This window comes from Mycetocola spongiae, assembly GCF_020424085.1.
Taxonomy (GTDB): Bacteria; Actinomycetota; Actinomycetes; order Actinomycetales; family Microbacteriaceae; genus Mycetocola; species Mycetocola spongiae.
In genome coordinates, this window is sequence record NZ_CP080203.1 from 173,629 (window position 1) to 198,620 (window position 24,992).

Genomic DNA, 24,992 nt, shown 5'->3' on the forward strand with positions numbered 1-24,992 from the left:
CGGGGGCGGCGGGCGGCGATTACGCCGAGGGCGCAACCGCGGGTGGCTCGGCCGGGGGCTCGGGTTTGCCCGCGCACACCCGCGCGGCTATTGTTATAGGTGAACTAGAACAATGGGGGAGAGATGTTACTCAGCGTAGATCCGCAATCGGCGGCCCCGCTTTATGAGCAGCTCGCGGCGGGGGTGCGCGCCGGGATCGTGGACGGCAGCATCGCCGATGGTGAGCGCCTGCCGAGCGCGCGCGAGCTGGCCGCCTCCCTGGACCTGAATATTCATACAGTCCTTCGCGCCTATGGCGATCTGCGCGATGAGGGGCTGCTGGATCTGCGCCGCGGCCGCGGCGCCGTGATCACCGCCCCCGCCCAAAACCTCACCGAGGTGGAGGCCGCCCTCGACGCGCTGGTCGCCGCGAGCACCCGCGCGGGGCTCGGCGCCGAGACCACCCTCGCCCTCGTCCGCGCCCGGCTGCGCTAATGTCCGCTTCATCAACGTCACCGAAAGGTCCCCGCATGACCACCCAGAAAACCCCCGTGCGCCCCCTCGATGCCGGGGAGCTGCGCGCGCAGCGCCTGATCACCACGATTGCCGTGGTGCTCCCCGTGCTCTCCGGGGTCCTCGCCACCGCCGTGATGGCGTCCTGGCGCGCGGATCTGCCCGCCGAGGTTATTACACACTGGGGCACCGCGGGGGAACCCAATGGCTGGATGGGCGTGGGTTGGGCCATTCTCATGCCGCTGTTTTTTGCCGTGGGCCTGGGCCTGCTGATGGGGCTGATGACCCGGCATAGCTATCGCACGGGAGGCTCGCGCGGCAATGTGGCCCTGCTCGGGGCCGTGAGCATGGGTGTGCCCGGGCTGGTATCGATCCTGCTGCTGGCCACCACCGTGCGCCAGCGCACGGGCCCCGGGCAATCGGACGCCGCGGCACTCACGCCGATCCTGGTGATCGCCGGGGTCTGGGCCGTGCTGACCGTGGTTGCCGGCATCCTGCTCGCGCGCATCCCCGCGCGCGAGCTGGGCCCGGACCACGAGGGCACGGAGCCGATCATCGGGCTCGCCGCAAATGAGCGCGCCGTGTGGATCGGCTCGGCCCGGATGCGCCCGCTCGGGGAGATCCTCATCTCCGCGGTGGTCTATCTGCCGCTGCTTTTTATCGCCTATACGCTGATCACCGGCCCCGGGCGCATGGACGCCGCGCTGTGGATTCTCGCCCTGGTCTGCGTGATCCTGGGGTTGGTCTCCAGCACGCTGGCCTGGCGCGTGCGCGTGGACCAGACGGGTGTGGTGGCCCGCGCCAAATTTGGCTTTCCCGTGTTCCGGGTGCCGCTGTCCCAGGTGGCCTCGGCCCGCGTGATTGACGTGGACCCCACGCGCGATTTTGGCGGCTGGGGCCTGCGCTCGGGCGGCCGCGGCCGCTTTGGCATCGTGCTGTCCTCCGGGCCCGCGCTGGAGATTCGCCGCCGCAGCGGATCCAGCCTGGTGATTACAACCAGCGATCCGGCCACCGCCGCGGCCCTGCTGAACGCGCTCACCCGGCGCGCGGAGAACGGCACCGCGTGAGCGGCCGGGAGCGGGGCGAGCATGAGGGGCTGATCTGGGCGATTGGCCTCGGAACACCGCTGCTCGCGGGCCTCATCGCGACGGGAGTTCTCTTATTCTGGGGGCCCACGCTCCCCGCGGAGGTGGTCACGCAGTGGACCACCGCGGGGGTTCCCGCGAGCGTGATGCCGCGGGCCCTGGCCATCGTATTTCCCCTCCTGCTGGCGGCGCTGGTGGGATCGATCGTGACCATTCCCGCGGCCCGGAATTATCGTCGCGGGGCGGATTCACGACAGGGGGCCATCTCGATCGCGTTCGGCGCGCTGGTCTCCGGCTTTGGTTCGGTCCTGATCCTGTCCGTCACCACGCTTCAGCGCGAGCTGCCCGGCCTGGTCTGGGAGGAGCAGGTGCCGGGCATCCTGGTGGGCGGCGTAATCTGGGCGGTCGTGGCGATCATCATCGGCCTGATCTTCTCGCGGATTCCGGCCCGCGCGGCCGAGTAACGCCCAACGCCGCTGTGCTACTCGCCCGGATAGGACAGAATGGGAGCATGAGCGAAGACGCAATCCCCACCGTAGATTTTTGGTTTGACCCGAGCTGCCCCTGGGCGTGGATGACGTCCCGCTGGGTGGATAACGTGGCCGCACAGCGGGAACTTAATATCACCTGGCATCCGATGAGCCTCGCGGTACTCAACGAAAATAACGACCTCGACGAGGAGTGGACCGAGCGCCTGCGCGTGGTCCTGCGCTATAACCGCCTGGTCACCGGCGTCTCCGAGGAGGCCGGACCCGAGCACGTGAAGCCGCTTTATGATGCCCTCGGCAGCCGCATCCACCCGGGTGGGCGCGAGGACCAGGACGCCGTGATCGCAGAGGCACTCGCCGAGGTGGGCCTGGACGCCCGATTTGCGGCGCTGGCCGATTCCGAAGCCCACGATGCCGCACTGCGCGAGAGCCACGCGGCGGGCATTAACCTGGTGGGTCAGGACGTGGGAACCCCTGTCATCGCGATCAACGGCGTGGCCTTCTTTGGCCCCGTGATCTCCCCGGCCCCCTCCGGCGAGGAGGCGCTGCGCCTCTGGGACGGCGTGGTCGCGGTATCCTCATATCCTGGCTTCTTTGAGCTTAAGCGGTCGCGTACCGTTGGCCCGATCTTCAACTAAAGGAACTGACTCTTCATGCGCATTCACGTCGCCACCGATCACGCCGGCCTCGACTTTAGCCGGGCCCTGCAGGACCACCTGAGCTCCGCCGGGCACGAGGTCATCGACCACGGCCCCCGCGAATACGACGCCCTGGACGACTATCCGGCGTTCTGCATTAACGCCGCCGCCGCCGTGGTGGCCGATCGGGCCGCCGGTATCCCCGCGCTCGGCGTGGTCTTTGGCGGCTCGGGCAACGGCGAGCAGATCGCCGCCAATAAGGTGCACGGCGCGCGCGCCGCCCTGGTCTGGAACCTCGCCACCGCCGAGCTCGCCCGCGAACATAACGACGCCAACGTCATCTCGATTGGTGCCCGCCAGCACGAGGAATCCGAGGTGATCGCGTTTGTTGACGCCTTCATCAACGAGCCCTTCAGCGGCGAGGAGCGGCACGCCCGCCGGATCGCGCAGCTCGCCGAATATGAGGCCACCGGCACCATCGCCGGCAAGGGTATTCACGCGGTCCAGGCCTAACCGGTGCCCGAGGGTCACTCCGTCCACCGCATTGCGCGGCAGTTTCGGCGTAATTTCCTGGACGCTCCGATCACCGCGTCCAGCCCGCAGGGGCGCTTTGCCGAGGGCGCGGAGGTCCTGAGCGGGCGCAGCCTGCACCGGGTGGACGCCGTGGGTAAGCAGATGTTCGCCGAGTTCGACGGCGACCTCTGGCTGCGCGTGCACCTCGGGCTCTACGGGGCCTGGGATTTTGCCGGAATGATCAGCACCGATCCGACCATCGCAAGCGCGAGTGGGCGGATGGGACAGACCAATCTGCGCGGCACGTTCCTGGAATCGGATCTGATCGACCGCGGCGGCGAGGACTCGATTGCGAGCATCGGTGCGCCCCGCAATACCCGGATGCGGATGTCCGAGCAGACCCGAAACCTGGCCGGCCCCGAGGACGAGTCCTTCCCGCCCGCGCCGATCGGTGCGGTGCGGCTGCGACTGCTGACCGAGACGGCCGTGGCCGATTTGCGCGGCCCCACGGCCTGCGAATTATTAACCCCCGCGCAGGTGAACGCCGTGATCGATCGGCTCGGCCCGGACCCGCTGATGGATGATTCGGCGGCCGCGGAACAAAAATTTGTGGAAGCCGTGCGCCGCCGCGGTGTGGCCATCGGCCAGCTGCTTATGGACCAGTCGGTGGTGGCCGGAATCGGCAATGTTTATCGCGCGGAGATTCTCTTTCGTGCCCGGCTCAGCCCGCATACCCCGGGCAAGCTGATCCCCGAGGACGTGCTGCGCGCGCTGTGGCGGGACTGGAGCGTGCTGCTCACGATCGGCGTGGAGACCGGCCAGATGATGACGATGGATAACCTCAGCCACGAGGACTATGTCAACGCGATGGCCAATCTGGGGGATCGGCACTGGGTTTATAAGCGCGAGGGTTTGCCCTGCCGCCGCTGCGGAACCAATATTGCCCTCGAGGTAATGCAGGCCCGCAAGCTGTACTGGTGCCCGGGCTGTCAGCTCTAGGGCCGAGATAAAACGCCCGCCCGGATATTCCGGGCGGGCGTTCTTCTTAGCGCAGGGCGGAGATCCGGCGGCCGATGATGCGCGCCTGGCGCACCCGCGACTCATAGGTGGCCCCCACCACGATCAGCAGGGCGCCGCCCAGCGCGGCCCAGATGCCCCAGGGCACACTCTCGTAGAGCACGCGGATCGCGGGGAAGAGCTGCACAAGCGCGTGGATCAACAGCACACCACCGCCGAGCACCACGGGGGCCTGCCAGCCGCGGAAGACGCCGAGGAGCAGCACCGCGAGCGAGACCACGCCGAGGCCCACGAGGCGCCACATCTCGGGCTCGATCCAGGACAGCAGCAGCGAGGGCAGCAGCAGGATTGCCAGGCCCGGCCCGATCCAGGGCATCGTGCGCGCGCCCGGGGTGCGGGCCACATGCAGTACACCCAGCGCGAGCGCGGTCAGGGCCACCGGGAGGCTAAAGGCCTCGGGGGCGATCCGCGGATGTTCCGCGGCGGCGATCAGCGCAAGCAGCGGCTGCACGGTCAGCGCAACCCACAGCAGGATGCGCGTGCGGTCGGGGCCCAGCAGCGCGGCCACCGCGATGGCCCCGAGCAGGACCAGCCCGATCAGGGGCCGCACGGGATCGCCCGCGGCGAAGATCGTGGCGGCGAGCAGGAGCACACCCGCGGCCGCGAGGCTCAGCGCCGCGAGCACGGGAATGAGCCGCACCTCGGGCCCGCGTGCAGGTATCCCGCGCACGCTCGCCGCGGTCAGCAGCGCTGTGAGCAGAATCAGCACCATCGCCCAGCCGTCCACGGGGGCGGGGAACTCGAATGTGATGCCGTCCAGCAGGCCGCGCAGCAGCGCGGTTCCCAGCACCAGGAATACCCCGATCAGCAGCGCGGGGATGCGCACGAGGATTCCGCGCCACCGAGCCGGGGCCAGGAAGAGCGCGAGGCCACACAGGATCAGGGCCAGCGCACAGATCAGCAGGAGGCGGCCGGGATCGCCGGGCCAGGTGCTGGGGAGCAGGAGCAGCAGCAGCCCGAGGGTGGCGAGGATGCTGCGCCCGGCGCGCGCAGGCCCCGCGGCGGCCCCGCGATCGGCGAGGGCCAGGCCCGCGGCGAGGGCCAGCAGGAGCAGGGCCACCGGCACGGTCCGGGCCTCCAGCAGCGTGACCCGCAGGTTATCCATGATCATCCACCAGGCCGAGACGACGGCGGGCAGCGCCGGCCAGGAGGCATAGCGCCACGGCCCGGAATCGGAGCGCAGCGGATTGCCGCGTGTGCCGCCGGCCACGAGGGCCGCCGCGGCCAGGAGCAGCAGCTCGATCCAGCCGTGGGGGCGGTTCCACCAGCCCGCGATGCCTCCCAGTACAAGGCCATAGGCGGCGGGGGCCAGATACCAGGCGGGGAGAAGCCAGCGCGGTGAGCCGAGCGGGAGGAGCGGCCGCGCGATCAGCGCCAGGGCCAGGATCAGGCCCGCCTGCACGGGCCAGAGCCAGGCCGAGGGGAGCCCGATCAGGGCCACTGCGCCCAGCAGGGCCGCGGGGGTCAGCACGGCGAAGATTACCCGGGAGATCGCGAGGTATGGATGCGGCAGCGCGACCCGGATCAGGCCCACCGCGGCGGCGGCCAGCAGCAGCGCACACTGCCACGGGCGCAGGGCGGGTGTCGCGTAGGGGACCAGCGCGAGGGTCCCGGATACCGCGACCGTGAGCAGGGCGAGCCCGGAGAGGACCCGCGGCTCCAGGCCCGCCGCGGGGCGCGCCTGGGCGCGGCGTCCCGCGAGGCCCAGAAGCGCGCACAGCAGCAGCGCGAGGAATGCCACGCTCAGCGCCGGGGTGAGTACCACATCGGTCTCGAGGCGCAGGACGCCCGTGACCTCCGCGCCGGCCCGCAGCAGGATGATAAAGGCGAGCGCGGAGAGCGCCGTGCGCAGCCACGCCTCGGGGCTGCGCGCGCGCCAGAACAGCAGCAGCAGGATATGCGCGGCGGCGATGCAGGCCCACAGCGTCCACTGCGCATGCGAGAGCATCGCGGCGGAGCCCAGCGCGACCAGGATCAGGCCCACGGCGATGCCGCGGGGCACGGGCCGCGGGGCGCGCGGCAGCGCCAGGATTCCGGCGGCGGCCAGGACCGTGAGCACCGTGGCGGCCACCCAGATCCCGGGCAGGAGGATCGCGATCAGGATGATCACGCCGGCCAGGCCGGTGGCCAGGGCCGTCCGGTAGCGGCGCAGGCGGCCCAGCGCGGTGATGCCCGCCCCGATCAGGGCGAGTGTGCCCAGGACCGCAAGAAGCATCTCGGGCCGCAGGGCGATCCCCTCTTCGGGATAAAAACGATAGCCGCTGTGGCCCCAGAGCACGGGCTCGGCCGAGGCGATCAGGATCGTGCCCAGGGCCTCCAGGAGGAGCGGGAACGCGGAGAGTGCGGAGACCGCGGTCGCGGTGATCAGCGCGGCGCGGGCGGCGGCGGTGGCCCCGAGAGTATTGCGGCGCGAGCGCGCGGCCACGGCGGCGAGGGCGGCGGCAATCAGCGCGGAGGAGAGCAGGAGCGCCGTGAGATACCAGGAGGTGGTATTTTCCCGGACCGCCCAGGCCAGCGGGGCCAGGGTGGCCAGGATTCCGCCGGGGATCGCGGCGGTCAGCACGAGGGAGTGCCGCTCCTGTACGGCCATGATCTGGAACCAGAGTGCCGCGGTCACCAGCACACACAGGCCCGTGGGCAGCGGGTCGCTGCCCGCGATCGCGGCGGGCGCCAGCGCGGGCAGCGCGAGGGTCGCGATCGCGGCCAGGCCGATCTCGAGGCTGCGCTGCAGCGTCTCCTCGATTGCTCCCGGCGCGGAGCCGGTGCGTCGGCGCGCGGCACCCCAGGCCAGCACCGCAATTGCGCCGCCCAGCCCGCCGAGCCAGAACGTGAGCTCGGCCGTGGTGCCCAGCCCGCCCAGGATGCCAAATCCGGCCACGGGGACAAGGACCAGGGCCTGGAAATAAAAGGCGGGGACGCGGGTCAGCCGCGCGGCGCCGAGGCACGCGGCCGCGAGCAGAAGCGCCAGCAGCCCGGCAAAGAGCAGCGGGTCGAGCGGGGCGGTGCCCCAGAGCCCCAGCGAGCGCACCATTGCCCCGTCGATCAGCGCGATTAACACGCTCAGGATCGCGAGGAACTGCGCGGTGCCGGGCAGGCGGCGCTGGAGCCGGGCCGCGACCGCGGCGATGGCGATCGCCACGACCAGGAGGATCACGGCACGCAGCGGGGGTGAGGTCACCAGATAGGCGAGGGTAGCGAAGAAGATCGCGGCCACGCTCACGAGCACCACACCAAGCGTGAGCAGCAGCACCTGTACGCCCGAGCGGCCCGGCGCGGCGGGAACGGCGGGGGCGGGGTGCGCCGGCGCGGGGGCAAGATACGGGGCGGGGGCGGGCAGCGGTGCGGGTGCCGCACCCTCGGGTCGGCCCGGGAACGGCGGGCGCACGATACCCACCGGCACCGCGTGCTCGGGCGCGGGAATCTCCGGGGCCGGCGGCGATGCGGGAGGAACGGGAACGCCCGTAATAAAACGATCCACCAGGGTATGCGCCTCCGTGCTGGGCTGCGCGGGGCGCGGGGCCGCGGCGGGTGCGGGCGGGGCGTCGAGCCCCTGGGCGCGGCGCATCGCGGAGATCTGGCCCACGCGGCGGCCATCGGCGGCCATCATCTCGCGGGCAATCGCGGAGAGGTGGCGCGCGTCCTCGCCGCGCAGGTCCAGCCCACACGCGGCACAGACCGAGGAGGCGAGCGCGGTGAAACAGGATGGGCAGCGGGCGGAATCGCCCAGGGCGTCGGCGCTTGGCGGCCAGATAATCGGTGGCTGTGCAGTCATGATCCCTCGTCGTTTGGCGCGGGGTGCAGGATAAAATCCGTGTCCCCCCGGATTTCCAACAATAACGGTAGCTCTTTCCCCCGCGGGCATATAACGGAAAAAGCGCCGCCCTTCCCGGCTATATGCGGGAGGGACGGCGCCTCGTCGAGGCCGGGAGCTCACGCCCCCGGGGGATTACTTGCTGAGGTGGGCCACCAGGAACCAGCGGTCCTTATCCAGGCCGCGGGCGATCTCGATGGCGACGTCCTGGCTCGAGGGGTCGATCTCTCCCAGCTCGTCGATCGCGATGCGCAGCGAGGCGCTGGCGGCGTCGATCTGGGCAATGACCTCGGCGATGGACTGGTCGGACTGGACAAACCCGGCGGTGAGCTCGGGGTTGCTGGCCTTGGCGGCCACGGTGCTCAGGCGGGCGTCCACCGGGAGGCCCAGGGCGATGATGCGCTCGGCGGCCAGATCGGACCAGTCCTGGGCGTTGGCCACGACGGTATCAAAGAGCTCGTGGATTCCGATGAAGTTATGGCCGCGCACGTGCCAGTGGGCCTGCTTGCCGTTAATCACCAGGGCCTGCAGGTCCAGGACTACGGGGCTCAGGAACTGGGCAACTCCGGCTGCCACATCGGCACTCACGGAGCTGGTTGCGACGGTATTGGTCTTGGTCATTTTTTCCTTCTTTCCTCGAACGTTATTTACAACGGTACGCGTCTGAAAAGATTCCGCAAGCAAGATAAGCCTCGGCTTATTCGAATTCTGACCGGGAAAAACACCAAAATCGGGGTCAATCGTTAGGGTGGGGATATGACTGTTCAGGATATTTCCTCGCTGGTATTTCTGCCCGATTCCCCGGCCCCCGTGGTGCCCGATTCGGCCTTTGTGGCCCGCGGGGCCCGGATTATCGGGGATGTGACGCTGCACGAGGGCAGCAGCGTTTGGTATAACGCCGTGCTGCGCGGCGATTCCGCGGCGATCACGCTTGGCCCCGGCAGCAACCTGCAGGACGGCGTGGCCGTGCATGCCGACCCGGGATTTCCCGTGGTCATCGGGCGTAATGTTTCGGTCGGCCATAATGCCGTGGTGCACGGGGCCACCGTGGGAGATAACGTGCTGATCGGAATGGGCGCCGTGGTTCTTAACGGCGCGGTGATCGGAGATAACGTGCTGATCGCGGGGGGCGCGGTGGTATTGGAGGGCGCACAGATCCCCGCCGGATCGCTCGTGGCCGGCGTCCCGGGTAAGGTGCGCCGGGAGCTCACCGCCGAGGAGATCGCCGGGATCCTGGGGAACGCCACCAATTATCGGGCCAACGCCCTGCGGCACGCGGCCGCGGAATAGCCCGGCCCTCGCCCGCGGGCCTAGGAACCGGCGCGGTCCCGGGCGGCCCGGCGGCGGCGGCGATCGGCCGCACTCGCGGTTCCCAGGAAGACGGCGGCGGCGGCCATCAGCAGCACGCCGGGGCCAAAGCGGCCCGAGACGAGGAAAAAACCCGCGAGGAGAAAGAGTGCGCAGCCGAGGATCGTATACAGACCCACTCCCAGGCGGCGGCGCATAGTATTTCCTTTATTTTGGTCCCGGTTAAGACCCTCACCCCGGGACGATTACGTTAGCGGGTGAAATGCGCCATTGCGTTTCACCCTGCGCCCAGTATGCCACCCCGGTCGGGACTCGCGAAACCGGGCCGGCCGGGGAGGCTCAGGGCCGGTTTTCGCGGGCCGCGGGGGAAAAATAGGGGATATATTCCTCGGCCCCGGGATCCTCCTCGGTGGGTGCGGGGCGCGGCCCGCGGGCGTCCCCCGCGGAGAGCACCAGGGAAAAAATCGAGATTCCCACGCTGATGACCCCGAGTGGATTGCAGACGCCGATGCCGATTTCCTGGGCCACGGGCCCGGCCAGCAGGCCGAGGATCGAGTGCAGGCCCTCCGCGGTGGCCTCGGGCACCATGAGCCCAAAGAGAATCCCCAGCACCCAGGAGGAGATGAGGGTCGCGAGGGTCGCGGGGCGCATCCGATAGCCGCGGAGGGAGGTGCGCCGAATATTGCGACCCGTGAGTACCTGGATGACCAGCACCACGGGCGCGAGCGAGAGCGCAAACCAGAGAATCAGCGAGCCGTCGATCCCAAAGAGCACGCGGCCCGCGGTCATCCAGGCGCCCACCAGGATGCCGATGATCGCGGCGATGATGCCAAATATGCCGTTCCCGGGGCTGCGGACGGGCTCGGGCAGGGAGGGGGCGGCCTCGGTACTCACGCTGTATCGGTTCCTCTGTGTTGGGGACAGGCGGGCGGCGCGGCCCGCATGTCTCCCATTATGACCCGAAATTCGAAACCGTTTGTGTGCGAAGCATTTTTTGGGCGGGTGTCCCGCCGCGCCGGGGCGCGGCGGGACACCCGCCCCGGCACAGCCCGCGGATTAGGCGGTGCGGCGGCGGTTCAGCACGGTGAGTGCGGCCCCGAGCCCGAGCAGGAGAATTCCGGCGGGCAGCGCGATTCCGGCCCAGGCATCGAGCCCGGTGCGGGCCAGGCCCGCGGGGGAGTCCGCGTGTGTGCCGGAGGCGGTATTTTCGGGGGAGCCCACGACGGGCGGGGCCACGGGGGAGGGATCTACAGGGGTGGCCGGGTCGACCGGGGGAACCGGCGTGATCGGATCGGTCGGCGGGATGATCTCGGCATCGCGCACGACCAGCGTATAGTCGCGCTCCAGAATATTTCCGGAGGCGTCGGTGGCGCGCACGCTGAGCGGATATTCGCCCGCGGTGGTGGCGATTCCCGCGAGGGTGCCATCGGTCGCGAGCGTGAGCCCGGGCACGTCACCGGCGGTCAGGGTATAGCCCGCGGCGGCGTCCGTGATAAAGCCCGTCGTGGTGTCAAAAGCGAAGCTATAGTCCGCGTCCACCCGGGTTGCGGGCGGTGCCTCGGTGGTGAAATCGGCGCGCAGGATCGGCGAGGTGACGGTGGCCGAGAATGCCGGCCCGCCGGGTACCACCGGCTGCGAGAGGAAAACCTCAAGCTCCGTGTCCGCGGGGTCCACATCGCTCCAGATTGCGCCCCGCCCGTCCTCGGTGGGGGTTGCACCCGAGGACACTGCCTGCGTGAGGCCAAAGGCCATCCGGAATCCGGACACCACATCGGCCGCCCGGTATTCCGTGGCGGCGACGGGCACCAGCAGGGGCTGTCCGGTCACGGTCTGGCGGCCAAATCCCACCGTGGAGATATTGGGCCAGCTATCCAGCATCGACAGATCGGTCACGTGGTTATAGTTCACGTTCAGCAGGTTCAGGCGGGGCAGCCCGGTCAGCGGGGTCAGATCGGAGATCTGTGCGCTCGGCGCCGCGATCGAGTACAGCCGCTCGATTCCGGCCAGCGGGGTCAGATCGGAGATGCCGGTATTTTGGAAGTTGATATCGGTCAGCGTGGCCTGGCCCGTGATCGGCTCCAGCGAGGTCACATTGGTATAGGCGATCTGCAGCCAGGACAGCTTCTCGTTATTGCGCAGCGGTTCGAGCGAGGAGATCGAGGTCCAGTTCAGCTCCAGCCAGTTCACATTGGGAAGGGTGGCGAGCGGCGCGATATCGGTGATCGGGTTACGGCTGGCCGTGATCTGGCGCATGACGGAGAGGCCGCGCAGCGGTTCCAGGCTGCTCACCTGGTTGTTGTCGATATAGAGCAGATCCAGGTTGGCGGCATATTCCAGGCCGGTCAGATCGCTCAGGCCCGCGTCCTTGATGGTGAGGCTCTGCACGGTGCGCAGCTGTCCACGGGTGAGGGTCTCGGTATTGCCCGCCCCGATGCGCGCGGCAATGGCGCGGCGCAGTACGGCATCGGGAATGGTGACGAGTTCGGCGTCATCGGGGAGCGCGGCGCGCGGCTGCGGTCGCGGCGCGGGCGTCGGGGGAGTGCCGCCGAGTCCGCTCGCGGCGTCCGGGGCAATCGAGTTCAGCGTCGCGGGGGTCGCGGCCGTGGCCGCGAGTGCCGGCGCGGCCCCAAATCCGGCGGCGAGGAGAATCAGGGCAGCGGCAATAGCGCCGCCCCGGGTGCGGGGGGACAGGTGACTCATGGGGGAAGGAGACCTCGGTTTCGTGGTGCCGGCCGAGGGTGGCGCGGGCACATAACACCCATGATCCGGTGTCACCCGTATGGGGGACAAGAAACCTGTCGCAAAACGGTTGTTATCGCGTCGGGTGCCTAGTCCTCGCCGGTCACGAGCTCCCGGGTGGCGCGCGGGCCGAGGTGGCGGCGGCGGTCCAGCATCCCCGCGACCCAGGTGCAGGCCAGGGCGATGATGGCCGAGGCGGCGATCGCGGCGATGCGCTCGATGCCCAGCACATAGCCCGGCTGATCCGAGGATGTGGTGAGGATAATCGTGGGGGTCAGGAACATCATGAACGGGCCGTATTTACCCACCCGCAGATAGGCCACACAGGCCAGTGCGCTCAGCACGGCCAGGATCATCGGCCCGGGCTGCGGCACCAGGGTTGCGGCCGTGGCCAGGAGCACCCCGGCCACGGTGCCCAGGACGCGGTTGCCGGCCAGCCGCGAACGATCGTGTTCATCCACCGCGAGGATCAGGCAGAACGAGAGCAGTGCCCACGGGGCATAGGGGAAGTGGACCAGCTCCGAGATGAGGAGGATCGCCGCGCCGCCCGCGGCCAGCATGGTCCCGTAGCGCAGGCGGTAGCGGATCGTCATCGGCGCGGGCGCGGCCGTGATGATCGGCTTGGAGTGCGCCTCCAGGATGCGCCCGGCCCCGAGCACAATTGCCACACCCACCAGGGTGCCCAGCACAACATGCCAGAGCGGCACATCGGGGCGTGAATCGGCCAGGCCGGCGTAGACCACCAGGTTCACGGGGGAGCGGGTCAGGGCCGCCACCGAGTCCAGCCGGAACAGCCCCTGGCCCAGGCTCACCACGATCAGCGCGAGGGTGAGCGGGCCGAGGCCCAGCGGGCCGATCAGATAGCCGAGGATCGAGATGCCCATCGCCCATGCCGCCGCGCCGAGTACCCAGGTTCCCGGGAGGTGCCGCGAGGGTCCCAAAAATAACAGTGCGCCCAGATAGGCTGCCTGGGCGGCCGTGGGGCCCACAAATAGTGCTAGCGGCGCGAGGAGCAGCAGCGCGAGAATCACGCCCCCGATCGCAAAAAGAAACGCCCCCTTGGGCAGGGAAAATATCTGCCTAATGTCGGTCAAAATCTGCCTCCGGGGTGTTGGTTCCTGCGGCTATTTGTCAATATTGAACCTACTGTAACCAGTTATTCAAAGGAGTGGGTATGGAAAAATCACGGTTAGATGAATTTCACGAGGTCTATCGTGATCTGCACCGGCATCCGGAACTGAGTTTCCAGGAGCATCGCACCGCCGGAATCGTCGCCGATCGGCTGACGGCGCTGGGCTATACGGTCACCACGGGTGTGGGTCAGACCGGTGTGGTGGGTGTCCTGGATCGTGGTGCCGGGGCCACCGTCATGCTGCGTGCGGATATGGATGCGCTTCCCGTACTCGAGGCGACCGGGCTGCCCTATGCCAGCACCGTGACCGCGACCAACGCAAACGGCCTCGAGGTGCCCGTGATGCATGCCTGCGGCCACGATGTCCACACCACCGCCCTGCTGGGCGCTGCCGAGGAGCTCGCCGGGGACCCGTCCTGGGTCGGCAAGCTCATCCTGGTATTCCAGCCCTCGGAGGAAATTGGTAAGGGCGCAATCGCGATGATCGAGGATGGCCTGATCTCCCGCTTTGGTACCCCCGATGTGGTGCTGGGTCAGCATGTTGCCCCGCTGCCGGCGGGCGTGATTGGCCTGCGCGAGGGTGCCGCCTTTGCCGCCTCGGACGGACTGCGCATTACGCTGCATGGCCGCGGCGGGCACGGTTCCCGCCCCGAGACCACGGTGGATACCGTGGTGCTCGCGGCCTCGGTTGTGATGCGGTTGCAGACGATTGTGTCGCGCGAGGTCGCCGGAACCGAGACCGCCGTGGTCACCGTGGGAATGCTGCGCGCGGGTGATGCCGCCAATATCATTCCCGATTCCGCGGTGCTGGAGCTGAGCATCCGCACCTTTGACCCGGATGTGCGCACCCGGGTTCTGGATGCCGTGACCCGGATCGTCAACGGCGAGGCCGAGACCGCCGGCGCCCCGCGCAAGCCGGAGATCGAGTTCATTCACTCCTTCCCCTCCGTCGTGAACGATGCCCCCGCGGGCGACCGCGTGAGTGCCGAGTTCGCCCGGGTGCTGCCGCAGGTTCGGGTGGTGGATCCCGGCGTGGTGACCGGGAGCGAGGATGTCGGGATGCTCGCCGAGGCCGCGGGTGCACCGTGTGTGTACTGGCTGCTCGGCGGGGCCGATCCGGCCAAATTTGCCCAGGCGAAGACGATTGATGACCTCACCAAGGTGGTGGCATCGCTGCCCTCCAATCACTCGCCAAAATTCGCCCCGGTGATTGAGCCCACGCTCGAGATCGGCATCAACGCGCTGGCCACGGCCGCGCGCACCTGGCTCGCGCCCGCCGCGCACTAGCGCCGCTGGTGCTCGCCCCGGGATAAACTCGGCACGAAATGCCCCGGATACTCATTGAGTATCCGGGGCATTTTGGGAGGGGACGAAAAGAGTCAAACCCGCATCCTCCGTGTTTCCCGGCGGGCCGATCGCGCGCCGGAAAAATGGCAGGTGCGAAGATCGAATCTGTCTAGGCGGAGGTCTTTTGATCGGCGGCGAGGGCATCTGCGATGAATGTGCCCCGTGGTTGATCCGGGACGGAAAGTGACGCCGCGCTCGCAGCGTGCTGGAACGAGCAACGGGTGTGCGGGGCGGCTATGTTGCCGGGTTCGTGCAATGTTTATAGTGGGGCGGTTCCCACGGGAACCGCCCCAGCGTGTGCATCGAGGCGGGGCCTCTGTCGGCGATGCAGGCGCGGCTATGGAGAGGGGAGAATCCACCTGTCCGTGGTGGGGTGATAAACCGCCTGCGAAGAGCGGGTTTCAAATGTTTCAAGAAGTGGTACGGAGATGCTCCAGCGCACCCACTGCGAGATATCTTCGGAGTCGGGGTCGTACCTATTCCAAATATCGTCGCCTCGGGCCCGAGGGATGCTCAGCCTCAGGCTGAAGTTCCGCGGTGCCGGTGAGTCCACGTGGAAGTCAATCGTGACCGAGTCGGGCCCGGTTGTGATCTGATCCAGCGTCATCCCGTTGTCAAGAATCGAGAAGAAACCGGTCGAGGAAAACTCGGCATAAATACTTTTGATAATTTCATCGATGAGTGGAGCGCTCACTATCCAGCAGCCTTTCGCACCCAGGCCGCGCAGACCGTTGGACCTGCGCAATATGTTGTGATGACTCCTTTTGGGAGTCCATCGCTGAGCGGCTGAGTGTTGACGACCACTACGACGGTCATTGATTGGTAAATTTTACAGACAGCGAGCCAACAGCGGTACTCGTTTGCCGGAGTTCTGTAAACCAGTGTGTCCACGCCTTGGCGCACTCGCGATTGAGGAAAGCGTGTGGCTTTTTCCATCATTGCCATACTGACATTATGTTTGCCCACGTGAGTCCAGCCCCAGGAAGCATTCCCCTGACGAATCGCTACGCGGCTGCTCTTATTGTCCCACCAGGCCTTCACTGGGACATAGGCGGGGTTTGCTGCCCGCGTTTTTAGTTCGGACTTTGGTTCCAAATAGGCCTCGAAATCTCGAGGAGATTCGCCGCGTAGCTGCGGGCGGATGTCTTGCCCTGCTTCACTAGCGTGTTGGATGAGTTCTGTTTTACTCACCTCTTCCCCAGGTGTTCCTGGTTCGACTCCCCACACGATTACAGTTTGGGAGTCAACCTCGAGAGGGTCGGGAATGCCAGCCGTGGCGTGCGCCGATGTCGGGACGAGAAGTAAAGCAGCCAATGAAATTGCGGTTGTTGTGATTCTAAAACTTTTCATAAGTACCCCCTTTGGGGGTCTTTGCCCCCGTGGAGCAAGGATAAGAGTGTGAAGCTTTTTTCGCTAGATGCTTTCGAAAATTGCCCACCTCATACCGGGGTTCGGTCAGAAGTTATTCAGTTCGATTGCCAGCCCTTCGATCGCTCGCGAATTTGTGCGGGTGTGGCCGCCCTGCGCCTCCCGGTCGCCCAGAATCTGGTGATCAAGTAGGTCGGAAGCTAGCTGGCTGACCATCGCCTTGCGGTGGCGCTGTGACGCGTTCCGCAATAAAAATGGGGCGCTTCTACCGGAGCTGCCCTACCTCTGCCTATTTCGGTGGTGACTCGTTCTATGGGTCTAGAGCGCTCATCTGGGAGATGATGCGAGTCCTTCCGAATCGGGAGCGTTACTTGATCATGGGTTTAGCTTCCCGGTATGCGGGAGCACAGTCGTTGCGGTATCTCGTCGGGTAACTTGGTCTACTGGCCCAGCGTTACGGACTTTTGTCTTGGCAATATGCGCATTAGCCATGATTTACATCAGGTTCGAGTCATACGAGTTTTGTCGGACTGAGGGCGGAGCCAAGGGGAAGTTTTCCCAGCGGGGGAGACGACCCCGGATGCAAAAATCCCCCTCCGAGTTGAGACCCGGTCGGGGGATATGTTCTGTTGATCTTTATTGATTATTTGGAGGGGATGACGAGAATCGAACTCGCATCATCAGTTTGGAAGACTGAGGCTTTACCACTAAGCTACATCCCCACTGCGGCGGGCTTTTGAGCCCTCCTCGGTGGTGCGTTATTCATAGTAGTACAGGTTTGCCCCGGGTGTGAACACGGCCGCGCACCCCGGGCGCGGCGCAGGAACTTCGAGGGGTAATCCGAGCCGCGTTTTGTTTTTGGTAACGGTACCGGTGCAATTGTCGGCTAGACTGACGGAGGTCAATTAGCCTGCCGCTTTATTGCGGAATTGATCATCACCGGCTTTACTGCCGGGGCGTAGCTCAGCTTGGTAGAGCGCCCGCTTTGGGAGCGGGAGGTCGCAGGTTCGAATCCTGTCGCCCCGACGAGGCCCACTCCTCAACCGAGGACAAATCCAACCATTCAGGAGAACACATCATCGTGAAGTCGACGGTCGAACAGCTCAGCCCCACCCGCGTCAAGCTCAACATTGAGGTTAGCCCGGAGGACCTGCAGCCCGCCATCAAGCGTGCCTATGCCCAGATTGCCGAGCAGATCAACGTGCCCGGTTTCCGCAAGGGTAAGGTCCCCGCCGCTCTCATCGACCAGCGCGTCGGTAAGGGTGCCGTAATCGAGCAGGCCGCCAACGAGGGTCTGGACGGTTTCTACCGTGCGGCCGTCGAGGAGCACGGTGTGCGCGTTCTGGGTCGTCCCCAGGCGGACATCACCGACTGGCCCTCCGAGAAGGACATGTCGGGCGACCTGAAGGTCACCATCGAGGTTGACGTGCGTCCCGAGATCACGCTGCCCGCCTATGACGGAATCACCGTCGAGGTGGAGGCCGCCGAGGTCACCGACGCCGACGTCGCCGAGGAGCTGGAGGCCCTGCGCACCCGCTTCGGCACGCTGGTCACGGTAGAGCGTCCCGCCGCCAAGGGCGACTTCGCCCAGATCGACCTGATCGCCACGATCGACGGCGCCGAGGTCGATAACGCCTCCGGCATCTCCTATGAGATCGGCTCCGGCGAGCTCATCGAGGGCATCGACGAGGCCCTCGACACGCTCACCGCTGGCGAGTCCACCACCTTCTCCGCCCCGCTGCTCGGTGGCGAGTACGCCGGTAAGGACGCGGAGATCGCCGTGACCCTGACCGCCGTCAAGGAGCGCGAGCTGCCCGAGGCCGATGACGAGTTCGCTCAGATCGCCTCCGAGTTCGACACCATCGCCGAGCTGACCGAGTCGCTCAAGGAGCAGGCCGCCAGCAAGAAGGCCTTCGGACAGGGTTCCGAGGCCCGCAATAAGCTTGTTGAGCTGCTGCTCGAGGCCGTCGAGATCCCCGTTCCCGCCAAGGTTGTTGAAGACGAGGTGAACCGTCACCTCGAGGGTGAGGGTCGTCTCGAGGACGATGAGCACCGCGCCGAGGTCACCGAGTCCTCCGAGAAGACCTTCCGCAGCCAGATCCTTCTGGACGCCGTGGCCGAGACCGAGCAGGTTAAGGTCAGCCAGGAGGAGCTCACCCAGTACCTCATCCAGGGTGCCGCTCAGTACGGCATGGAGCCGGGCGAGTTCATCCAGGTTCTGGACCAGAACGGCCAGATCCCCGCGATGGTCGGAGAGGTTGCCCGCAATAAGGCCCTCGCCGTTGTCCTGGGCAAGGTCAAGGTTGTAGACACCAACGGCGCAGCCGTTGACCTCACCGGATTCATCCCCACCGAAGAGGACGAGGCCGAGGCCGAGACCGCAGAGGTAGCCGAGGAGAAGTAGTCTCCCCGTAGCGTCATAAACGACCCGCCCGGTTTTCCGGGCGGGTCGTTTTTTTCCTGCGATATCCTGGGGGAGTGGCGGGCACCAAAATCCGCGGAAAGAGCGGATATACCGTGCGCATGTGGACCCTCGTTGGCGTGATCCTGACGGCCCTGCTGGCCGCCCTCGGCGCGAGCGCCCTGGCCGGCGGGCTCGACCCCGTGGCCGATGCCCTCTATCTGGAGCGCGGGCTGATGATCGCCCTGGGTTTGGGAATCCTCGCCGAGGCGCTGTGTGCCGCCGTGCTCCTGGTGCTGCGCCACCTTCGCGAGCGCCCCGAGCGCCCCGTGCTGGCGCGGCGTAGCAACCTGGTGCTGTTTATCCTGGCCCTGCTGATCCCGGTGGCCGCGGCCATCCTGGACGCCGTGCAGGGCGGCAGCGATGCGGTCCTCGTCATCATCCTGCTGATCCCCATCGCCTATCTGCCGGGCATCCTCGCCTATCGCAACGTGCGCGCCTTCCGCCTCGCCGCGCGGCGCCCCTAGCTGCACGCCGCCCGCGGGCCACCCCGGGGCGGCGCGGACCGGGAGGCTAGGATAGGGTTTCCCGGCCGCCGGATTTCCTCCCCGACCGCGACCGTTCTCCTCCACGCCGCCGCCGTCCCCTCCGGGACCGCCTGCCCTCCCGGGAAGCCCCATGACCATAGCAATCCCCAGTGCCCCCACCGTGCGCACAGCCCTGCGCAGCCCGCGCCTGCTCACCCGCGAACTCCTCGCCGGGTTGGTGGTTGCGGTCGCGCTGATTCCCGAGGCGATCTCCTTTTCGATCATCGCCGGGGTGGACCCGCGCTATGGCCTGTTCTCCTCGTTTATCATGGCGGTTTCGATCTCCGTGCTGGGCGGTCGGCCCGCAATGATCAGTGCCGCCACGGGCGCCGTGGCGCTTGTGATCGCGCCGGTTGCGCGCGAATACGGGGTGGATTATTTTATCGCCACGGTGATCCTGGCCGGGCTCTTCCAGGTGGTGCTCGCGGCGATCGGCGTCACCCGGCTGCTGCGCTTTATTCCGCGCAGCGTGATGATCGGCTTTGTGAACGCCCTCGCGATTCTTGTGGTGCTGGCCCAGGTGCGACACCTCGTGGGTGTGCCGTGGCTGGTCTATCCCCTGGTGGCCCTCGCAATCGCGATCCTGGTGCTGCTGCCGCGCGTGACCCGCGCGGTTCCGGCGCCCCTCGTGGCGATCGTGGTGGTCACGCTGATCGTGGTGCTCTCGGGCGCGCAGATACCCACCGTGGGTGATCAGGGGGCACTTCCGCGCAGCCTGCCCGAGTTTTTTCTTCCGCATGTTCCCCCCACCCTGGAGACGCTCGGGATCATCGCGCCCTATGCGCTCGCGATGGCGCTGGTGGGGCTCCTGGAATCGCTCATGACGGCAAAACTCGTGGACGAGATCACCGATACCGGCTCCAATAAGACCCGCGAGTCCTGGGGCCAGGGGGTGTCCAATATTCTCTCCGGCCTTTTTGGTGGGATGGGCGGCTGCGCGATGATCGGCCAGACCATGGTGAACGTGAAGGCCTCGGGCGCACGCACCCGGCTCTCCACGTTTGCCGCGGGCGTATTTTTGCTTGCGCTGGTGGTGTTTTTAGGGGATATTGTGGCGGTGATCCCGATGGCCGCGCTGGTGGCCGTGATGATCATGGTCTCGGTGGATACGTTTGACTGGCACAGCTTTGCGCCGGCCACGCTGCGCCGGATGCCGCCCGGGGAGACCGGCGTGATGCTGCTCACCGTGATCGTGGTGGTCGCCACCGAGAACCTCGCGATCGGCGTGATCGCGGGGGTGCTCGCGGCCATGACCGTGTTTGCCCGCCGGGTTGCGCACCTGGCCACGGTGCAGCGCGAGCTGCGTGCCGACACCGCATATTATCGGGTGCGGGGTGCGCTCTTTTTTGCCTCCAGCAACGACCTGGTCACCCAGTTCTCCTATGCCGAGGACCCCGCCACGGTGGTGATCGATTTCACCGGCGCGGAGATCTGGGATGCCTCGACCGTGGCCGCACTGGACGGCATCGAGGAACGCTATGCCCGGCGCGGCATCACCGTGACACTGACCGGGCTGAACGCCCGCAGTGCCGACCTGCGCCGCCGGTTAAGCGGCACGCTCTAGACTCGGCGCACGCCGTGGGCGAACATGCCTGCGCCGGGCCGCCCGGCGCGATAGATTCAATGCGACGCACAAAATGGAATGGAGCGCGACATGGCCGAACCGACACTGCAGCCCGGTGTTTTTGACCGACTTCTGAAGGACCGTATCATCTGGCTCGGTTCCGAAGTCCGCGACGATAACGCAAACGAGATCGCAGCCAAGCTGCTTCTCCTTGCCGCCGAGGACTCCGAGGCCGATATCTACCTCTACATCAACTCTCCCGGTGGTTCGATCACCGCCGGTATGGCCATCTACGACACCATGCAGTTCGTCCCCAATGACATCGTCACTGTGGGAATCGGTATGGCCGCCTCGATGGGGCAGCTGCTGCTGACCGCCGGAACCAAGGGCAAGCGCTATATCACGCCCAATGCCCGCGTCCTCCTGCACCAGCCCCACGGTGGCTTCGGCGGAACCTCCTCCGATATCCAGACCCAGGCCGCGCTGATTAACGACATGAAGCAGCGCCTCGCCCAGATCACCGCCGACCAGACCGGCAAGAGCGTTGAGCAGGTGAACGAGGATGGTGACCGCGATCGCTGGTTCACCGCCGAGGAGGCCCTCGAATACGGTTTTGTTGACCACATCCGTTCCTCCGCCTCCGACGTCGCCGGCGGCGGCGGCACCAAATAACCGCCGAAGAAAGACAGGAATCACTTATCATGCAGACACCTACTTTCGCCGCGGCCGGTAACGTTCTCCAGTCCCCGAGCTCGCGCTATATCCTGCCGAGCTTCGAGGAGCGCACGGCCTATGGTTATAAGCGCCAGGACCCCTACGCCAAGCTCTTCGAGGATCGCATCATCTTCCTCGGTGTGCAGGTGGACGACGCCTCCGCCGATGACGTTATGGCCCAGCTCCTCGTGCTCGAGTCGATGGACCCCGACCGCGATATCCAGATGTATATCAACTCTCCCGGTGGCTCGTTCACCGCGATGACGGCGATCTATGACACCATGCAGTACATTCGCCCGCATATCCAGACGGTTGTGCTCGGCCAGGCGGCCTCGGCCGCCGCGGTCATCACCGCGGGTGGAACCCCGGGTAAGCGCCTCGCGCTACCCAACGCCCGGATCCTGATCCACCAGCCGGCCGTGGGCCAGGGTGGCGGACAGGCCTCGGATATCGAGATCCAGGCCGCCGAGATGGCGCGCATGCGGGTATGGCTGGAGCAGACCCTTGCCCACCACACCAAGCGCACCGTGGAGGAGGTCCATAAGGACATCGACCGCGATAAGATCCTCTCCGCCGCCGAGGCGCTGGAGTATGGTCTGATCGACCAGGTCCTCGAGACCCGCAAGAACCCGCCGGCCATCACGGCCTAGGTTCCCCGTGTGGATGCGCCCGGGATCCCGCCATTGGCGGGGTTCCGGGCGTTCCCATTGGCGCAGCGTTTATCTCGGGATGACACGCTATTTTTGCCGGGCGTGACGGAAAACGGCGGGGCAATTCCGCAGTGTCGGGGGCTCGGGGTAGGCTCGGAACACCGCACGCATCACGGATGATGTTCAACTATAGGAGGAACGATGGCTCGAATTGGGGAAAGCGCCGATCTGCTGAAGTGTTCCTTCTGTGGAAAAAGCCAAAAGCAGGTCCAGCAGCTGATCGCCGGTCCGGGCGTATATATCTGCGATGAGTGCGTGGAGCTGTGCAACGAAATCATCGAGGAGCGCCTCGCCGAGGCCGGCGTGGAGGAATCCGCCGAGTTTGAGCTTCCCAAGCCCAAGGAAATTTATAACTTCCTTGAGGAGTATGTGATCGGCCAGGACGCCGCCAAGAAGGCCCTCGCCGTGGCGGTATATAACCACTATAAGCGCGTGCAGTCCAAGACCGCCCTCGCCAGCGCGGAAGATCGCGCCGAGGAGGTCGAGATTGCCAAGAGCAATATCCTCATGATCGGCCCCACCGGTTGTGGCAAAACCTATCTGGCGCAAACCCTCGCCAAGCAGCTTAACGTCCCGTTTGCGGTGGCCGATGCCACGTCCCTGACCGAGGCCGGTTATGTGGGCGAAGACGTTGAGAACATCCTGCTTAAGCTGCTGCAGGCCGCCGATTTTGATGTCAAGCGCGCCGAGACCGGCATCATCTACGTGGACGAGGTGGATAAGATCGCCCGTAAATCGGAGAACCCCTCCATCACCCGCGATGTCTCGGGCGAGGGTGTGCAGCAGGCGCTGCTGAAGATCCTGGAGGGCACGGTGGCCTCGGTGCCGCCGCAGGGCGGGCGCAAGCACCCCAATCAGGAGTTCATCCAGATCGACACCACCAATGTTCTATTCATCGTGGCGGGTGCCTTTGCCGGGCTGGAGGAGATCATCTCGGCCCGTGCCGGTAAAAAGGGCATCGGCTTTGGTGCGCCCCTGCACTCCAACTCCGATGAAACCGACTGGTTTGCCGATGTGCTGCCCGAGGACCTGCATAAATTTGGGCTGATCCCCGAGTTCATCGGCCGCCTCCCCGTGGTGACCGCCGTGACCCCCCTCGACCAGGAGGCGCTCATGGAGATCCTCACGGTTCCCAAAAACGCCCTCGTGAAGCAGTATCAGCGCATGTTCTCGCTGGACGGCGTGGCGCTCGAGTTTGAGCCCGATGCCATCGAGGCCATCGCCGATCTGGCGGTGCTGCGCAAGACCGGCGCGCGTGGTCTGCGCGCCATCATGGAAGAGGTCCTGGGGCCCATCATGTTTGAGGTCCCGTCCACCGATGAGGTGGGCACCGTGATCGTCACGCGCGCCTCGGTGCTGGATAACGCCGCACCCCGGCTGCTGCCGCGCACGCTGCGCGTGCGCGAAAAATCCGCCTAACCCGCCCGCGGCCCCGCGCCCTGCGCGCGAGTGCCCCGGAGGTGTGGGGGAGCGTGCTCGGGGAAGGCACGGATCCCCGCTGGCCTTCGCCGGGGCACTTAAAAACACGGGCACCCCATAACTCGCGTGCGGGGAGCGCGGCGCGAGGCTCGCGTTGAGGCGCTCCGGCGTGTTACGTCATCTTGGTGGCCGCGGGAATACCCGGAATTCCGCGGATTTTTTGCCCGAATGCGCCCCGCGATCCGGGCGGGGTTTCGTGACGACACATTTGACGGTCGTGATCCATTGGGTCGTAGGCTCAAACCATGGAAATGATGGAACGGTACACGCTTGGGCATCACCCCAGCGTCCTACGCACACACTCCTGGCGCACGGCAGAGAACTCGGCAGCATATTTGCTGCCGTACCTTGTCGAGGGCTGTCGCGTGTTAGATGTGGGTAGTGGACCGGGTACCATCACCACCGACATCGCCGAGAGAGTTTTTCCCGGCGATGTTTTTGGTTTAGACGCCTCCGTATCCGTGACCGAGCAGGCCAATGCCCGCGCGGTACAGGCCGGCATCGGCAACGTGACCTTTGTGGCGGGCGATGCCTATTCCCTGCCCTTCCCCGATGACAGTTTTGACGTGGTGCACGCACATCAGGTCCTCCAGCACCTCGCCGATCCGGTCGCCGCACTCCGGGAAATGCGCCGCGTCACGAAGCCCGGCGGCATCGTGGCGGCTCGTGACGTGATCTACGGTTCGGCCAGCTGGTATCCGCTGCTGCCGGGGCTGGACGAATGGATGCGCATCTATCAGGGCCTTGCCCGGCATAACGGGGGCGAACCCAACGGGGGTCGTTTCCTGAAGGCCTGGGCCCTGGAGGCCGGGTTCTCCGAGGTGAACGCCGGGGCCTCGATCTGGTGCTTCTCCGAGCGCGAGGAGCGCGAATGGTGGGGCGGCGCCTGGGCCGAGCGGGCCGTGGCCTCCAATTGGGGCCCGGACGCGGTGGCCAGCGGCATCGCCACCGAAACCCAGGTGGCGGCAGTGGCCGCGGCCTGGACCGAGTGGGTCGAGACCAACGCCGGCTGGTACGGAATGCCGCACGGCGAGATCATCGCCCGGGCCTAGCCCGGTAGCGGCGCGGGGAGGACTCCCTCCCCGCGCCGCACCCTAGCCCGCGTTACCGCGCGGCGTAAGAAACTCCAGCAGGTTACCAAACGGGTCGGCCGTGATCAGGCGGCGATAGGGCGGGAAAAACTCGTCCATCTCCACCTCGTGGCCGGCATCGGCGAGGCGGATCGCCAGCAGATCCAGATCGTTCACCGTGATGCCCGGGCGGGCGCGCCGCGAGGGGCGGAAGGGGTCCTCCACCCCGAGGTGGATTTCCAGCGCATCGGCGCGGAACCACACGCCGCCGCGCGGCACCAGGACCGTGGGCTTGCGCACCTCGGTCATGCCCAGCAGATCGCGGAAAAACGCGCGCGCCTCATCCTCGCGCCCGCGCGGCATGGCCAGCAGGACGTGTTGCAGGCCCAGCCCAAAACCAGAATCCGGAACCTGCGCATCGCGGGCCGGGGTGGGGGATGGGATCATCATGGGAACACCTTAACTCGGG

The 24,992-nt window shown here is 66.6% G+C and carries 24 protein-coding genes and 2 tRNA genes; 16 read left to right on the plus strand and 10 right to left on the minus strand.

Translation table 11 applies throughout. The features are described from left to right. The first annotated feature begins 123 nt into the window (after positions 1–123). Genes KXZ72_RS00955 through KXZ72_RS00980 form a run of 6 tightly spaced genes read left to right on the plus strand, consistent with a single transcriptional unit; the run spans position 124 to position 4,215 of the window. The gene (locus KXZ72_RS00955) at positions 124–474 is read left to right on the plus strand and encodes a GntR family transcriptional regulator (protein ID WP_226081847.1); all 351 of its coding nucleotides are present in this window, start codon (positions 124–126) and stop codon (positions 472–474) included. A gap of 35 nt (positions 475–509) precedes the next feature. Next, complete coding sequence (locus tag KXZ72_RS00960) at positions 510–1,559, plus strand: DUF1648 domain-containing protein (protein ID WP_226081849.1); 1,050 nt, start codon at positions 510–512, stop codon at positions 1,557–1,559. Continuing rightward, the gene (locus KXZ72_RS00965; RefSeq protein ID WP_226081854.1) at positions 1,556–2,041 is read left to right on the plus strand and encodes a hypothetical protein; all 486 of its coding nucleotides are present in this window, start codon (positions 1,556–1,558) and stop codon (positions 2,039–2,041) included. The genes KXZ72_RS00960 and KXZ72_RS00965 overlap by 4 nt, the downstream gene beginning before the upstream one ends. Before the next feature lie 47 nt (positions 2,042–2,088). Then, positions 2,089–2,703, plus strand: a complete 615-nt coding sequence (locus KXZ72_RS00970) for a mycothiol-dependent nitroreductase Rv2466c family protein (protein WP_226081856.1) — start codon at positions 2,089–2,091, stop codon at positions 2,701–2,703. Positions 2,704–2,718: 15 nt separating this feature from the next. Then, entirely contained in the window at positions 2,719–3,216 is a 498-nt protein-coding gene (locus tag KXZ72_RS00975; RefSeq protein ID WP_226081858.1) for a ribose-5-phosphate isomerase, read from the plus strand. A 3-nt stretch (positions 3,217–3,219) separates the two neighbouring features. Beyond that, positions 3,220–4,215: an Fpg/Nei family DNA glycosylase gene (locus KXZ72_RS00980; protein ID WP_226081860.1), complete on the plus strand. Its 996-nt coding sequence runs from the start codon at positions 3,220–3,222 to the stop codon at positions 4,213–4,215. A gap of 46 nt (positions 4,216–4,261) precedes the next feature. On the opposite strand, the gene KXZ72_RS00985 is transcribed toward KXZ72_RS00980, so the two are convergent. Both KXZ72_RS00985 and KXZ72_RS00990 read right to left on the minus strand, forming a co-directional pair. Continuing rightward, positions 4,262–8,065: an SCO7613 C-terminal domain-containing membrane protein gene (locus tag KXZ72_RS00985; protein ID WP_226081861.1), complete on the minus strand. Its 3,804-nt coding sequence runs from the start codon at positions 8,063–8,065 to the stop codon at positions 4,262–4,264. Between the two features lie 174 nt (positions 8,066–8,239). Continuing rightward, positions 8,240–8,725, minus strand: a complete 486-nt coding sequence (locus KXZ72_RS00990) for a Dps family protein (protein WP_226081863.1) — start codon at positions 8,723–8,725, stop codon at positions 8,240–8,242. Positions 8,726–8,860: 135 nt separating this feature from the next. Here KXZ72_RS00990 and KXZ72_RS00995 point away from each other — a divergent pair, with 135 nt between their 5' ends. Then, positions 8,861–9,394, plus strand: a complete 534-nt coding sequence (locus KXZ72_RS00995; protein WP_226081864.1) for a gamma carbonic anhydrase family protein — start codon at positions 8,861–8,863, stop codon at positions 9,392–9,394. Between the two features lie 20 nt (positions 9,395–9,414). Here KXZ72_RS00995 and KXZ72_RS01000 read toward each other — a convergent pair whose 3' ends face one another. The 4 genes from KXZ72_RS01000 to KXZ72_RS01015 form a co-directional block, all read right to left on the minus strand. Next, positions 9,415–9,609, minus strand: a complete 195-nt coding sequence (locus KXZ72_RS01000; RefSeq protein WP_226081866.1) for a hypothetical protein — start codon at positions 9,607–9,609, stop codon at positions 9,415–9,417. A gap of 142 nt (positions 9,610–9,751) precedes the next feature. Beyond that, positions 9,752–10,306 carry a hypothetical protein gene (locus KXZ72_RS01005; protein ID WP_226081868.1) on the minus strand — a complete coding sequence of 185 codons (555 nt, stop codon included), beginning with the start codon at positions 10,304–10,306 and terminating at the stop codon, positions 9,752–9,754. Positions 10,307–10,468: 162 nt separating this feature from the next. Continuing rightward, a complete protein-coding gene (locus KXZ72_RS01010) occupies positions 10,469–12,112 on the minus strand; it encodes a leucine-rich repeat domain-containing protein (RefSeq protein WP_226081870.1) in 1,644 nt (547 codons plus the stop codon). Between the two features lie 128 nt (positions 12,113–12,240). Further along, positions 12,241–13,245 carry an FUSC family protein gene (locus KXZ72_RS01015; RefSeq protein ID WP_226081871.1) on the minus strand — a complete coding sequence of 335 codons (1,005 nt, stop codon included), beginning with the start codon at positions 13,243–13,245 and terminating at the stop codon, positions 12,241–12,243. Between the two features lie 80 nt (positions 13,246–13,325). Here KXZ72_RS01015 and KXZ72_RS01020 point away from each other — a divergent pair, with 80 nt between their 5' ends. Next, complete coding sequence (locus tag KXZ72_RS01020) at positions 13,326–14,570, plus strand: amidohydrolase (RefSeq protein ID WP_226081873.1); 1,245 nt, start codon at positions 13,326–13,328, stop codon at positions 14,568–14,570. 397 nt (positions 14,571–14,967) lie between these two features. On the opposite strand, the gene KXZ72_RS01025 is transcribed toward KXZ72_RS01020, so the two are convergent. The 3 genes from KXZ72_RS01025 to KXZ72_RS01035 form a co-directional block, all read right to left on the minus strand. After that, positions 14,968–15,324 carry a hypothetical protein gene (locus KXZ72_RS01025; RefSeq protein ID WP_226081874.1) on the minus strand — a complete coding sequence of 119 codons (357 nt, stop codon included), beginning with the start codon at positions 15,322–15,324 and terminating at the stop codon, positions 14,968–14,970. Beyond that, positions 15,324–15,821 (minus strand): hypothetical protein, encoded by a 498-nt coding sequence (locus KXZ72_RS01030; protein WP_226081876.1) that lies wholly within the window; start codon positions 15,819–15,821, stop codon positions 15,324–15,326. Before KXZ72_RS01030 ends, KXZ72_RS01025 begins: the two co-directional genes overlap by 1 nt. Positions 15,822–16,646: 825 nt before the next feature. Then, positions 16,647–16,720: transfer RNA gene (locus KXZ72_RS01035), tRNA-Gly, on the minus strand. 230 nt (positions 16,721–16,950) lie between these two features. On the opposite strand from KXZ72_RS01035, the gene KXZ72_RS01040 reads away from it, so the two are divergent. The 8 genes from KXZ72_RS01040 (at position 16,951) to KXZ72_RS01075 (ending at position 24,505) form a co-directional block, all read left to right on the plus strand. After that, positions 16,951–17,024, plus strand: a tRNA-Pro gene (locus tag KXZ72_RS01040). Between the two features lie 55 nt (positions 17,025–17,079). Continuing rightward, a complete protein-coding gene (gene tig / locus KXZ72_RS01045; protein ID WP_226081877.1) occupies positions 17,080–18,402 on the plus strand; it encodes a trigger factor in 1,323 nt (440 codons plus the stop codon). Positions 18,403–18,476: 74 nt separating this feature from the next. Continuing rightward, positions 18,477–18,926, plus strand: coding sequence for a hypothetical protein (locus KXZ72_RS01050; RefSeq protein WP_226081878.1), 450 nt, complete (start codon positions 18,477–18,479; stop codon positions 18,924–18,926). 151 nt (positions 18,927–19,077) lie between these two features. Then, positions 19,078–20,550 carry a SulP family inorganic anion transporter gene (locus KXZ72_RS01055; protein WP_226081879.1) on the plus strand — a complete coding sequence of 491 codons (1,473 nt, stop codon included), beginning with the start codon at positions 19,078–19,080 and terminating at the stop codon, positions 20,548–20,550. A gap of 90 nt (positions 20,551–20,640) precedes the next feature. Continuing rightward, the gene (locus KXZ72_RS01060; RefSeq protein WP_226081880.1) at positions 20,641–21,222 is read left to right on the plus strand and encodes an ATP-dependent Clp protease proteolytic subunit; all 582 of its coding nucleotides are present in this window, start codon (positions 20,641–20,643) and stop codon (positions 21,220–21,222) included. A 29-nt stretch (positions 21,223–21,251) separates the two neighbouring features. Beyond that, entirely contained in the window at positions 21,252–21,914 is a 663-nt protein-coding gene (locus KXZ72_RS01065; protein ID WP_226081882.1) for an ATP-dependent Clp protease proteolytic subunit, read from the plus strand. 201 nt (positions 21,915–22,115) lie between these two features. Next, positions 22,116–23,393 carry an ATP-dependent Clp protease ATP-binding subunit ClpX gene (gene clpX / locus KXZ72_RS01070; RefSeq protein WP_226081885.1) on the plus strand — a complete coding sequence of 426 codons (1,278 nt, stop codon included), beginning with the start codon at positions 22,116–22,118 and terminating at the stop codon, positions 23,391–23,393. A 311-nt stretch (positions 23,394–23,704) separates the two neighbouring features. Beyond that, a complete protein-coding gene (locus tag KXZ72_RS01075; RefSeq protein WP_226083384.1) occupies positions 23,705–24,505 on the plus strand; it encodes a methyltransferase domain-containing protein in 801 nt (266 codons plus the stop codon). A gap of 42 nt (positions 24,506–24,547) precedes the next feature. Here KXZ72_RS01075 and KXZ72_RS01080 read toward each other — a convergent pair whose 3' ends face one another. Continuing rightward, positions 24,548–24,973 (minus strand): VOC family protein, encoded by a 426-nt coding sequence (locus KXZ72_RS01080; protein WP_226081887.1) that lies wholly within the window; start codon positions 24,971–24,973, stop codon positions 24,548–24,550. Positions 24,974–24,992: the final 19 nt, after the last annotated feature.

Excerpts from the sequence above, each read along its gene's own strand:
- KXZ72_RS01060 (WP_226081880.1), top strand. The coding sequence starts at position 20,641 with ATGGCCGAACCGACACTGCAGCCCGGTGTTTTTGACCGACTTCTGAAG.
- KXZ72_RS00995 (WP_226081864.1), top strand. The coding sequence starts at position 8,861 with ATGACTGTTCAGGATATTTCCTCGCTGGTATTTCTGCCCGATTCCCCG.
- clpX (WP_226081885.1), top strand. The coding sequence starts at position 22,116 with ATGGCTCGAATTGGGGAAAGCGCCGATCTGCTGAAGTGTTCCTTCTGT.
- KXZ72_RS00970 (WP_226081856.1), top strand. The coding sequence starts at position 2,089 with ATGAGCGAAGACGCAATCCCCACCGTAGATTTTTGGTTTGACCCGAGC.
- KXZ72_RS01075 (WP_226083384.1), top strand. The coding sequence starts at position 23,705 with ATGATGGAACGGTACACGCTTGGGCATCACCCCAGCGTCCTACGCACA.
- KXZ72_RS00990 (WP_226081863.1), bottom strand. The coding sequence starts at position 8,725 with ATGACCAAGACCAATACCGTCGCAACCAGCTCCGTGAGTGCCGATGTG.
- KXZ72_RS00975 (WP_226081858.1), top strand. The coding sequence starts at position 2,719 with ATGCGCATTCACGTCGCCACCGATCACGCCGGCCTCGACTTTAGCCGG.
- KXZ72_RS01080 (WP_226081887.1), bottom strand. The coding sequence starts at position 24,973 with ATGATGATCCCATCCCCCACCCCGGCCCGCGATGCGCAGGTTCCGGAT.
- KXZ72_RS01010 (WP_226081870.1), bottom strand. The coding sequence starts at position 12,112 with ATGAGTCACCTGTCCCCCCGCACCCGGGGCGGCGCTATTGCCGCTGCC.
- KXZ72_RS01000 (WP_226081866.1), bottom strand. The coding sequence starts at position 9,609 with ATGCGCCGCCGCCTGGGAGTGGGTCTGTATACGATCCTCGGCTGCGCA.
- KXZ72_RS01055 (WP_226081879.1), top strand. The coding sequence starts at position 19,078 with ATGACCATAGCAATCCCCAGTGCCCCCACCGTGCGCACAGCCCTGCGC.
- KXZ72_RS01065 (WP_226081882.1), top strand. The coding sequence starts at position 21,252 with ATGCAGACACCTACTTTCGCCGCGGCCGGTAACGTTCTCCAGTCCCCG.
- KXZ72_RS01020 (WP_226081873.1), top strand. The coding sequence starts at position 13,326 with ATGGAAAAATCACGGTTAGATGAATTTCACGAGGTCTATCGTGATCTG.
- KXZ72_RS00960 (WP_226081849.1), top strand. The coding sequence starts at position 510 with ATGACCACCCAGAAAACCCCCGTGCGCCCCCTCGATGCCGGGGAGCTG.
- KXZ72_RS00955 (WP_226081847.1), top strand. The coding sequence starts at position 124 with ATGTTACTCAGCGTAGATCCGCAATCGGCGGCCCCGCTTTATGAGCAG.
- KXZ72_RS00985 (WP_226081861.1), bottom strand. The coding sequence starts at position 8,065 with ATGACTGCACAGCCACCGATTATCTGGCCGCCAAGCGCCGACGCCCTG.